Annotated in this window: 10 protein-coding genes and 1 pseudogene; 6 read left to right on the top strand and 5 right to left on the bottom strand. The window is 40.6% G+C overall.

Annotated elements, in window-relative coordinates; translation table 11 throughout:
- Positions 1-78: 78 nt before the first annotated feature.
- Positions 79-561: pseudogene (locus H8S07_RS10985) on the top strand (xanthine phosphoribosyltransferase); the annotation flags it as partial.
- 277 nt (positions 562-838) lie between these two features.
- On the opposite strand, the gene galT reads toward H8S07_RS10985, so the two are convergent.
- Complete coding sequence (gene galT, locus H8S07_RS10980; RefSeq protein ID WP_117536913.1) at positions 839-2,332, bottom strand: UDP-glucose--hexose-1-phosphate uridylyltransferase; 1,494 nt, start codon at positions 2,330-2,332, stop codon at positions 839-841.
- Between the two features lie 11 nt (positions 2,333-2,343).
- Positions 2,344-3,513, bottom strand: coding sequence for a galactokinase (locus tag H8S07_RS10975; protein ID WP_186856005.1), 1,170 nt, complete (start codon positions 3,511-3,513; stop codon positions 2,344-2,346).
- 134 nt (positions 3,514-3,647) lie between these two features.
- Between H8S07_RS10975 and H8S07_RS10970 the strand changes: the two genes are divergently transcribed.
- A complete protein-coding gene (locus H8S07_RS10970; RefSeq protein WP_117536912.1) occupies positions 3,648-4,520 on the top strand; it encodes a helix-turn-helix transcriptional regulator in 873 nt (290 codons plus the stop codon).
- A 9-nt stretch (positions 4,521-4,529) separates the two neighbouring features.
- On the opposite strand, the gene H8S07_RS10965 is transcribed toward H8S07_RS10970, so the two are convergent.
- From H8S07_RS10965 to H8S07_RS10955, 3 genes are all read right to left on the bottom strand, one after another.
- Complete coding sequence (locus H8S07_RS10965) at positions 4,530-5,126, bottom strand: TIGR04100 family radical SAM protein (protein WP_021860742.1); 597 nt, start codon at positions 5,124-5,126, stop codon at positions 4,530-4,532.
- A 73-nt stretch (positions 5,127-5,199) separates the two neighbouring features.
- A complete protein-coding gene (locus H8S07_RS10960; RefSeq protein ID WP_117536911.1) occupies positions 5,200-5,727 on the bottom strand; it encodes a TIGR04002 family protein in 528 nt (175 codons plus the stop codon).
- A 2-nt stretch (positions 5,728-5,729) separates the two neighbouring features.
- Complete coding sequence (locus tag H8S07_RS10955; protein WP_117536910.1) at positions 5,730-6,599, bottom strand: pyridoxamine kinase; 870 nt, start codon at positions 6,597-6,599, stop codon at positions 5,730-5,732.
- A gap of 195 nt (positions 6,600-6,794) precedes the next feature.
- Between H8S07_RS10955 and H8S07_RS10950 the strand changes: the two genes are divergently transcribed.
- The 4 genes from H8S07_RS10950 to H8S07_RS10935 all read left to right on the top strand — a co-directional run bounded on the left by H8S07_RS10950 (position 6,795) and on the right by H8S07_RS10935 (position 10,516).
- Positions 6,795-7,484: a FadR/GntR family transcriptional regulator gene (locus H8S07_RS10950; RefSeq protein ID WP_158549875.1), complete on the top strand. Its 690-nt coding sequence runs from the start codon at positions 6,795-6,797 to the stop codon at positions 7,482-7,484.
- Positions 7,485-7,637: 153 nt separating this feature from the next.
- Positions 7,638-8,672 carry a TRAP transporter substrate-binding protein DctP gene (gene dctP, locus H8S07_RS10945; protein ID WP_117536908.1) on the top strand — a complete coding sequence of 345 codons (1,035 nt, stop codon included), beginning with the start codon at positions 7,638-7,640 and terminating at the stop codon, positions 8,670-8,672.
- A gap of 12 nt (positions 8,673-8,684) precedes the next feature.
- Positions 8,685-9,209, top strand: coding sequence for a TRAP transporter small permease (locus tag H8S07_RS10940; protein ID WP_117536907.1), 525 nt, complete (start codon positions 8,685-8,687; stop codon positions 9,207-9,209).
- Complete coding sequence (locus tag H8S07_RS10935) at positions 9,206-10,516, top strand: TRAP transporter large permease (RefSeq protein ID WP_117536906.1); 1,311 nt, start codon at positions 9,206-9,208, stop codon at positions 10,514-10,516. Before H8S07_RS10940 ends, H8S07_RS10935 begins: the two co-directional genes overlap by 4 nt.
- Positions 10,517-10,529 lie beyond the last annotated feature (13 nt).

Here is a 10,529-nt window from a genome sequence, read left to right as displayed (position 1 = left end):
TTCTTGCCTTCAAAACGTCTCTTAAATTCCTTACCGATCTCATTAAACAGTTCAATATCCATCTGATGATTTAGGAAACTGTTTAATGAGATCGGTAAGGAATTTAAGAGACGTTTTGAAGGCAAGAATATTAATAAGATTCTTACAATAGAAGCTTCCGGTATCGGAATTGCCTGTATTGTAGCACAGTATTTTAACGCACCGGTTGTATTTGCGAAGAAGACGAAGAGCATCAATCTGGAAGGTGAAATGTATGTAGCAGAAGTAGAATCTTTTACACACAAATGCAAGAACCAGGTTATTGTTGCGAAGAAATTTTTAAGCGAAGATGACCATGTGTTATTAATTGATGATTTCCTTGCAAACGGATGTGCACTTCAGGGATTGATCCAGATTGTGCAGTCTGCCGGTGCAACCGTAGAAGGCATCGGAATTGTAATTGAGAAGGGATTCCAGGCAGGTGGAAGAGTCATCCGTAATCTGGGATTCCAGTTAGAGTCGCTGGCGATCGTTGACAATATGAACACTGAGACAGGAGAAGTTTATTTCAGAGAGCAGTAAAGAAAGACCGGTGCATCAGGTGGTGCACCGGTCTTTTTGAGAGGGTAAAATGAAAAATCTATATAAACTGTTATTCAGTAATTGTCTAGGCGAGGTCCGGCAGACATAAGAGCTACTCCCCAGGCTATACATCCGACGTCCTCTTTAGTTGATACTGTTAGTATATAAGCAAATTGTGACGGCAATATGACAAAAACTGGAAATGTTTATAAAATTTCTTAAGAAAATCTTATCCTAACCTAAAGGATTTTATAATGGTCAGGGAAGGCATTTTTTCTTACAGCGTGTGAATAAATTTCAGAAAATCAGCACGTCCCTGTTCGGTGCATTTATATACACCGGCATCTTCCAGTACGTGTGTGAAGACGTTGCCAACCTCTTTCTGAAGGATTTCCATAACATTTTCTTTTGTAATATTGTCGTAAGTCGGAAGAAATTCTTCTACCCAGTCTGCATGCTTTTCGATTTTTTTGTTTGAACGGATATCTTTGCCATTTACAATGTAATCGGCAAGAAGTTCCAGTTCTTCTTTCAGACGGGATGGAAGTACGGCAAGTCCCATAACTTCGATCAGTCCGATATTTTCCTTCTTAATATGATGATACTGTGCATGCGGGTGATAAACACCTAACGGATGTTCGTCGGTCGTAATGTTGTTGCGAAGTGTCAGATCCAGCTCATAAGTATCACCGTTTTTTCTGGCAATCGGTGTAATCGTGTTGTGCGGTTCACCGTTTGTTTCAGCATAAATAAATGCATCTTCATCCGTATAAGATCTCCAGCAGTTTAATACATGTTCCGCAAGATCGATCAGGCGTGATGTGTCTTTGCTGCGGATGCGAAGTACGGATAATGGCCATTTTACAATACCGGCTTCCACATCTTCATATCCCGGAATCGTTACCGGAAGTTCGATTTTTGCTTTCGCCATGGCGAATGTATAGTGTCCGCCCTGAAAATGATCGTGGCTTAAGATAGAGCCACCGACAATCGGAAGATCGGCATTGGAACCAAGGAAATAATGTGGAAATAATTTGATAAAATCAAATAATTTGGTAAATGCAGCACGGTCGATCTTCATTGGCACATGTTCACCATTAAAGACGATGCAGTGCTCATTATAGTATACATATGGGGAATACTGGAATCCCCAGTTACTCTGATTGATCGTAATCGGAATAATACGGTGGTTTTCTCTCGCCGGATGATTGACTCTTCCGGCGTAACCTTCATTTTCCATGCAAAGCTGACATTTCGGGTAGCTGCTTGCGGCAGCATTTCTTGCGGCAGCGATTGCTTTTGGATCTTTCTCCGGTTTGGATAAATTGATTGTAATGTCAATTTCACCGTATGGAGAATCGACTTTCCACTTCAGGTCTTTTGCTACGCGGTAGCGGCGGATGTAATCACTGTCCTGACTGAATTTATAATAATAGTCCGTTGCTTTTTCTGGGGAAATAGCATATTTTTCCCAGAAAGCTGCCTGTACCTGTGCGGGTCTTGGAAGCAGACAGTTCATAAGCTTTGTGTCGAAGAGATCGCGGTAAACAACATTGTCTTCAATGATTCCACGTTCTACGGCAATATTTAAAAGGTTTGCAAGGATTGTTTCAAGATCCGGAGAGCCATAAGCCACAGCTTCCGGCTCTTCGTAGTTATCTTCGTGAAAAAGATCTAACAGAAGATTTGTTGTATAGATCCGTTCACATTCCGGTGTCAGTCCGGTTCTGATTCCATAGTCTACTAAATGTCTGATATTTTCATATAACATCTGAATTCCTCCTAGCTCAGACGGTGTGCGCCATCGCCAACTTCTACAACATAGAACTCAGCAGTGTTTCCGGTCTGCTCTTTATATCCGTTACCAACTTTTTCGATAAATGTATCAACCGCATCGTTTTTTACAATGCTGACAGTACATCCGCCGAATCCGCCTCCTGTGATACGGGAACCGATAACGCCCGGGATTTCCCATGCAAGGTCTACGAGAATATCGATTTCTTCGCAGGATACTTCGTAATCATTTTTTAGAGAAATGTGGGATTCGTTCATCAATTTACCAAATTCTTCAATATTGTTTGCTTTCAATGCAGCGACTGCACGGATGGTTCGCTGGTTTTCGTATACAGCATGTTTTGCACGGAGCTGTCTTACAGGATCTTTGATTGTATCTTTGTGTGCTTCGAACTCTGCTTCCGTAAGATCGTCGAGAGTAACGATCGGCATTTCGGATTTCAGTTCTTCCAGAGCAGTTTCACATTCACTTCTGCGGTCATTGTATGCAGAATCTACAAGACTGTGTTTTACTTTACTGTTTGTGATAACGATTTTTGCATCTGGGAGTACAACCGGTGCATATTCGTATTCCAGAGTATTTGTGTCAAGGAAAATCGCATTGTCTTTTTTACCCATGGCACTTGCAAACTGATCCATGATTCCACAGTTGCAACCATTGAAGTTATTTTCAGAATACTGTCCGATCTGTGCAATCTCCGGCATCGTAATCTCATCAAATCCAAACATATCTTTTAACACAATACCTGTCAGTACTTCCAGGGAAGCAGAAGAGGACAGTCCGGAACCGTTTGGAATATCACCGTAAATAGCAATGTCCATTCCCTGCGGAAGTTTGTAGCCGCGTTTCTCGAATGTCCACATCACTCCCTTTGGATAGTTTGTCCAGTCTGCTTTTTCATCTGGTACAAGGTCATCAAGACTTGTCTCAATCACACCAAGGGAAGCGAAGTTTTCAGAATAGAAGCGGAGAACACGGTCGTCTCTTTTTCTTGCTACCGCATAAGTTCCAAGTGTTAATGCACATGGAAATACGTGTCCGCCATTATAATCTGTATGTTCTCCGATCAAGTTTACGCGTCCAGGTGCGAAATACGTGCGGATATCTCCGTCGGCACCGAAAAGATTCTGAAAAGTTTCCATTAATTTCTCTGTCATTTTTTATTCTCCATTCTTTTTTATTTTATAGTTGCGATAAATGCTTTGTTGAACTATGATAATAATAATGAGATAAATAAACACTCGCAATAAGAATAATAGACAATACTATAAGAATATTGAGGAAGTGGAAAATGCAGATTAATATTGAAGAGAATCAGAAAGAAATCAAGGAACATGGCAGTTACAGTTTCCCGTTAAATGTAGCTGTGGAGCATATTGAGTCCTATGAACAGGGTGCATTTTTGTGGCACTGGCACCCGGAGATCGAGATTACGAAGATCGTATCCGGAGAGATGGAATACCACATTAATGAAAAGATATATAATCTGGAAGAGGGCGAAGGTATGTTTGGAAACAGCCGGACGCTGCATGCCGGATACCGGCGTGACCGGAAGGAATGTACATATTTATCCATTACCTTTCATCCGCGTCTGGTTTACGGATATGAGGGAAGTGTTTTTCACAGTAAATATGTGGAGCCATTGGTTGATGACAGCAGTTTTGCAGCGCTTAAGCTGGAAAAAGATATAGAGTGGCATCAGGACATTTTGCGGCGGATGGTTAAGATCCAGAAACTTATGGATGAACAGCCGGAAGATTATGAGATGCAGATCCAGCAGGAAGTCCTTAGGATCTGGGATTATCTGTACCGGGAATACAGAAAAAGACCGCATGCAAAAGCGGAGAGCGCAGTGCATCTGGAACGTCTCAGGAAAATGCTTTCTTACATGGAACAGAATTACAGCCGTGACATCAATCTGGATGATATAGCAGCACATGTGAATATTTGTAAAAGTGAATGTTGTAGATTTTTTAAGAAACATATGGATATGACCATTCTGGAATATCTGATGTCTCTTCGGATACAGAAAAGTATTCCACTTCTGAAAAAAGGAAAGAGCGTTGCAGAGACAGCCGGACTGGTTGGATTTGCCAGCCCGGCGTATTTTGGCCAGATTTTCAAGCGGTACATGCACTGTACGCCGAAGTCTATACAGAAGTAATAACAAGATTTAAGCAAATTTACGGATTTTCAGCGGCACACCAAGGTCAGCGGTCAGCTTCTTACAGGCTTCAATCTGATCTTCCGGGAGAACATCTACAATGGATAATCTTACCGACGGGATCACTTTATGGGCTTCCTGTGCAAAGGAAAGCATAGCTTCAAAAGCTCCTTCGAAACGAGGTCTTGTGACAGCATTGTATTTTTCGGCATCCGGTGCATTCAGACTGATGGAAAGTGCATCGACAACCGGGGCAAGTTCCGGAACAATATCTCGTCCGTGCTGAAGATTGCCAAGTCCGTTTGTATTAATGCGGATTTTTACACCGTATTTTTCTTTGGCATATTTTGCGGATGCCAGAAGGATGTCGAGCGCACAGGTCGGTTCTCCATAACCGCAGTAAACAAGCTCATCATAACCGGTAAAATCAAAAGCATCCATGGCAGCTTTAATCTCTTCCAGTGTCGGATCTTTTTTGTGCCAGAGGGTCTCGGCATCACCGACACCGTCTTCGTGACTTCGGATGCAGAAGGTGCATCTGCAGTTGCATTGATTTGTAATGTTTGCGTATACCTGGTTTTTGTATGTGTATAAAATGTCAGCCATTTTTTGTTCTCCTATCTTAAAGTATTTCATTAGAAAGCTGTCTGCGGCAGCTCAAGCAGATAATATTTTAGATTTACTGATATAAAATCAATTCTGCTTTATTTTTGATATGTGCTTTATCCATTGCACATGCAAGTACAAGGAAAATCACAGCACTTCCACCGGACTGTACAGCGCTTCCTGCAAAAGAAACGATGACAGATATCCAGGAACCAAAGAGGATTCCTTGGGCAAGATAATAACCGGTTGCGGAAATAAGAGCGGCGAGGAAAGGTGCAATGATATTACGTCCGTTCAGCATGCGACCGTTTTTGCTTGTAAATGGTAATGTGATCAGCATCTTGATTATAATCGTTGCCGGCGCCCACATTGGTGCAGTCAGAAGGTCTGCAAGTCCTCCGCCGATCGCAGCGGCAGCCATCGCATATGGTCTTGGCAGGATCACAGCTGCGACATAGATCAGGGCATCACCGAAGTGGATATATCCACCGTTTGCACCGTAAGGTATATGACAGATATATGCAGTCATCAAGGTGATGATTGCTGCGAATAATCCGGTGACAGTCAATAAAGTAACTGGTTTTTGCTGTTTCTCATTCATTATTAAATCTCCTTTTTTAATCCGGCAGTAAGCATTGCCAGATATTGCTCATAATTTACACCATCATTAGCCGGAATATGTTCCCTGACAGAGTCAGTAAGTGCGGCTTCCAGAAATGTACCGGCGAGTTTAATGGTGGCTGGTACGTCATATCCCCTTGCAATCCCTGCGCTTAAGCAGGAAGCAAAAAGATCTCCGGTTCCGGAATAACTGCCACCGATATATGGAAAAGCGACAAGTGTCTGCACTTCTTTTGTAACATAGAGGTTTCCCATTTTGCGAGTTCCGTCATTATCAGAAAAACGGATTCCGGTTACAATAACTTTAGAAGGTCCGGCTTCACAAAGACTCTGTGCCAGCTTCACGATTTCTTTCATCATAGATTCTGCATCGGAAATGGCAACCAGTTCATGATAAGAAGCATCCGTGAGTAATGTCAGCTCTGTCAGATTTGGTGTGATAATGTCAGCGGTCATGGCAAGTTTTTTCATTTTGCGCAACAGTTCGGGAGTGAACATTGCGTAGGTGTGCCCATCGTCCCCCATAACCGGATCGACTAATAAGAATGTGTCCGGTGTGTCAAATGTTTCTACGAAATGAAAAATCTGGTCAATTTGCTGCTCGCTTGCTACGAATCCGGTGTAAATACCGTCAAAAGTCTGCCCCATCTTTTTCCATTCGCTTCGAAAATACTCCATCTTCTCTGTATAATCATCACAATAATAACTCGGATATCCGGTCTGAGCGGATAACACTGCTGTCGGCAGCGGACAGGGCTGCACTCCCATAGCGGCAATGACAGAGATTGCTGCAGTAAGAGAACACCTGCCGAATCCGGATAAATCATTGATTACGGCAATTTTTTTTGTCATAGTGTAACTTCCCTTCATCAAAACTACACTTATCTTAGCACTAAAGTGGTGTGTTTGAAAAAGCCAGATATAACAAAACTAAGCAAGCCAGTTAAAGGAGATAAAAATAGGTGGGTTTCAAGTATAAAATGTGATAAGATAAATACAAATTGAAAAAGTATATCTTAATATTAGAGAAAGATGGGGAATGAATTTATGATTACGCCAATTCAGAAGAATAAAGTATACGAAGATATATCAACACAGATAAAAAAACAGATTGAAGACGGGACCTGGAAAGAGGGAGAACGTATTCAAGGGGAAATAGAACTGGCAAAAGAATTCCAGGTTGGCAGAAGTTCCATAAGAGAGGCAATAAAATCTTTGCAGGTGTTAGGAATCCTGGAGGCGCGGACCGGACAGGGAACTTATATTGCACCGAATGCGTTACAGAGAATCAATGATAATCGTCTGATGGAAATGATGAGCAATGAACATTATTATGATGAGATCTTACAGTGCAGATTAATATTGGAATCTCAGGCGGCTTACCTTGCAGCAAAGCAGTGTACGGAAGAAGATATTGCATATTTACAGAAAAATTATGAAGAGATGGTAGAAGATACGTTACAGGGCCGGGATGAAGAGTCTGAAAAAAAAGGACATGAATTTCATGCTTACATTGTGAAGATGCTTCATAATGATGTGCTGATGGCGCTATATAATTCATTGGTGCAGATGGTTTTGGAGGAAAGAGAAGAGTTTGAAAAGGACTCGGAGCTTGAAGAGGTGTTATCATACCATCGTGAACATGGTGAGGTGATTCAGGCATTAAAAGATCATGATGCCGAGCGAGCTCGAAAGATTGTGGAATATCATTTAACTAGAAAAATGAGAAATAAATAGAATAAAAACATGAGTTGTCTAAATTGTTGCGACAACTCATGTTTTTTTGAAACAATTTCAAATAACTACTTGACTTTTGATGGATTTAATGTATATTAAATGTAAGGCTGTCAGACAACCAGACAATACAAAATAACAAGGAGGATACAAGGAATGAGAAAAAGAGTCTTGAGTGCGATTTTTGCATGCGTCTTTGCGGTTGGACTTCTTGCAGGATGTGCGAATAGTGGTCAAAATGCATCCGGCGAGACGAAAAGTGGAAAAAGAATTTGGAAATTTGCACACACAAGAGCGGAAGGCACGGATAACGATAAACTTGCCAATGAATTTGCGGATAAATTGACGAGTCAGATGGATAATTTACAGATTAATATTTATCCAAACAACCAACTGGGGGATTATACGGTTGTTCAAGAATGCGCAGGTATGGGAGAAATCCAGTTAATGTTAGGATCGATGTCGCCATCTGTTAACTCTACGTTATCTGTACAAATTGCTCCATATCTGGCAACAAGCTGGGATGAAGCAATGGCATTGTATAATTCGAATGACGGAATGGTATATCAGTATGTAAGCGGCCAGTTGAAAAAAGAAAATATCAAACTTTTAGCCGTAATTCCTAAATATTTCGGTGCAATTATGACAACAAAGCCAGCGAAAAATATTGAAACCCCAGGTGCAAAAAAAGGACTGAAAATTCGTGTTCCTCAGCAAAAAGCATTTGAAGAGTTCGGAACTGCAATTGGCTTTTCCACAACACCGTTGCCGACATCTGATACATTTACTGCGTTACAGACAGGAGTTGTAGATGGTGTGTCTGGTGGTGGTGCAGAACAGTACTGGAACGATTACGGTGAATTGTGTAAATATTTGTATTGTACAAAGACGCATATGGAATGTCACTGGATCTATATGAGTATGGATACCTGGAAAACATTGTCGGCAGAGGAAAAGCAGATTGTGCAGAAGAGTGCAAAAGAAATTGAGGATGAAGCATTTAAACTTGCTAAGAGTAATGAGAAAAAGTATATTAAGTTATTCAAAGAAAAAGGTGTAGAAGTATACGAACCGGGAAATAAAGTAATCGATGATTATCGAGATTATGTGCGGAAAAAAGTATGGCCAAAAATTGGTTCTGAATATGGTTCCGTATGGGGCAAGTTGAGTAAGAAGATTCAAAATCAATAGGAGGAAAAAGAGATGAAAGTACTTGGAGAAAAAATAGAACGCTTTCTTGACATAGTTGGAAATGTCTGTGAAGTCATTTGTTCTATATTGGCTTTATTTATGGTATTCCTCGTGACGTTACAGGTTATTTTACGATTTTTTAATATGCCTTTATTTGGAATTGAAGAATTACTGACATTTCCTACTATTTGGGTATATTTCCTTGGCGGAGCGTGTGCAGCATATACGAATTCCCATATTGAATGCGGACTTGTGAAGGCGGTTTCAAAAAATAAACATGCAGTTCAGATTACAGAAATCATTTGTAATATCGGTGCCAGTGCATTAGCAATATATGTGTTTGACTGGGCGGTACAATATTCGATACATAGTCTGGAAATCGGAAAGAAAAGTGCAGTGCTTGGAATCCCTATGCCAATCGGAGAACTGGCAATTCTTACAGGATTGACACTGATGTGTGTATATACATTAGTCGGAACTGTAAAAAATATCGTTAAATTCAAAGAAAAATGGGAAGAAGGAGGAAATAGATCATGAATGTAATGGTTGCATTTGCAATTTGTATGTGCTTGTTATTGATTCTGTTATTGATAGGTATTCCATTACCGTATTGTTTTGCCGGAGCTTTGATTTTCCTGGTAGCAACTTGTAATGTGCCTGTGAGATCTTTGTTTGTGTGGGGATATTCACAGATGATCAGTACCTCGCTTCTTGCAGTACCGATGTTTGTAATAGCAGGAAATTTAATCGCAGAAAGCGGCATGGCAGAGAAACTGGTAGGACTTGCCAGAGTATTTGTAGGAAAAATTAAAGGCGCGCTCGGAGTTATCGTTGTTGTCATTTGTGGTATCATGGGAGCTATTTCAGGAAGTGCATTCACCGGAATAGCAGCTCTTGGAGGAATTATGATTCCAGAGCTTCGAAAAGAAGGATATTCCAGAGGATTTGCGACTTCTTTGGTGACTTGTTCCTCTATTTTGGGAAGCTTAATTCCACCGAGTGTTCCTCTTATTATTTATGGTTGGGCAACAGGAACCAGTATTCTGGCAGGCTTTCTTTCAACTGTAGTACCTGGAATTTTAACAATTATAACCTTTTCTGTTTTAAATATTGTATATGCAAGAAAATATGCGAATGCTCCGGTAGTAGAAGAAACAGTAGCAGAAGAAAAGCCAAAATCAAAGAAAAAAGTAATCATTGAATCCATTCCTGCACTTATGATGCCTGTAATTATTCTTGGAGGAATTTACGGAGGTATCTTTACTGCAACGGAAGCTGCGTCTGTATGTGCGGTGCTTGCAATTTTATTAGGAATCTTTGTGTATCGCAGATTGAAAGCAAAAAATACGCTGAATATGTTACGATCTACAGCATCTTCTATAGGATCTATTTTTATGATGATCTTTTTCTGTCTGTTACTGAGTCAGGCAATGACACAGCTTCAGATTCCACAGATGCTCGTAAATGTATTCCTTGGGTTCACAGATAATAAATATGTTGTTCTGCTGATGGTAAATGTATTTCTCCTTTTTGTAGGAATGATTGTTAATGATACAACAGCAATTATGCTTTGTGCTCCGCTGTTACTTCCATTAATTAATGCATATGGAATCTCACCGGTGCATTTTGCAGCAATTATGGTTGTAAATTTATCGGCAGGATGCCTGACACCTCCATATGCAAGTGTGTTGTATTTTGGAATGAAAATCGGCCATGCGGAATTTGGAGAAATGATGAAAAATACAGCCGTATTTTTACTGATCGGATATCTGCCGATTGTGTTACTTACTACTTATATTGAACCAATTTCTATGGCATTACCAAGACTGTTTGGCCTTGTGTAAAAGAAAGAGGAGA

The sequence above is a fragment of the Dorea hominis genome, assembly GCF_014287705.1.
Taxonomy (GTDB): domain Bacteria; phylum Bacillota; class Clostridia; order Lachnospirales; family Lachnospiraceae; genus Dorea_D; species Dorea_D hominis.
Note: the sequence above shows the minus strand (reverse complement) of the source record. Positions and strands in the feature narration are given on the sequence as shown.

Bases quoted from the DNA above. Each gene is read 5' to 3' on its own strand.
- galT (WP_117536913.1), bottom strand. From the start codon at position 2,332: ATGTTATATGAAAATATCAGACATTTAGTAGACTATGGAATCAGAACC.
- H8S07_RS10975 (WP_186856005.1), bottom strand. From the start codon at position 3,513: ATGACAGAGAAATTAATGGAAACTTTTCAGAATCTTTTCGGTGCCGAC.
- H8S07_RS10970 (WP_117536912.1), top strand. From the start codon at position 3,648: ATGCAGATTAATATTGAAGAGAATCAGAAAGAAATCAAGGAACATGGC.
- H8S07_RS10965 (WP_021860742.1), bottom strand. From the start codon at position 5,126: ATGGCTGACATTTTATACACATACAAAAACCAGGTATACGCAAACATT.
- H8S07_RS10960 (WP_117536911.1), bottom strand. From the start codon at position 5,727: ATGAATGAGAAACAGCAAAAACCAGTTACTTTATTGACTGTCACCGGA.
- H8S07_RS10955 (WP_117536910.1), bottom strand. From the start codon at position 6,599: ATGACAAAAAAAATTGCCGTAATCAATGATTTATCCGGATTCGGCAGG.
- H8S07_RS10950 (WP_158549875.1), top strand. From the start codon at position 6,795: ATGATTACGCCAATTCAGAAGAATAAAGTATACGAAGATATATCAACA.
- dctP (WP_117536908.1), top strand. From the start codon at position 7,638: ATGAGAAAAAGAGTCTTGAGTGCGATTTTTGCATGCGTCTTTGCGGTT.
- H8S07_RS10940 (WP_117536907.1), top strand. From the start codon at position 8,685: ATGAAAGTACTTGGAGAAAAAATAGAACGCTTTCTTGACATAGTTGGA.
- H8S07_RS10935 (WP_117536906.1), top strand. From the start codon at position 9,206: ATGAATGTAATGGTTGCATTTGCAATTTGTATGTGCTTGTTATTGATT.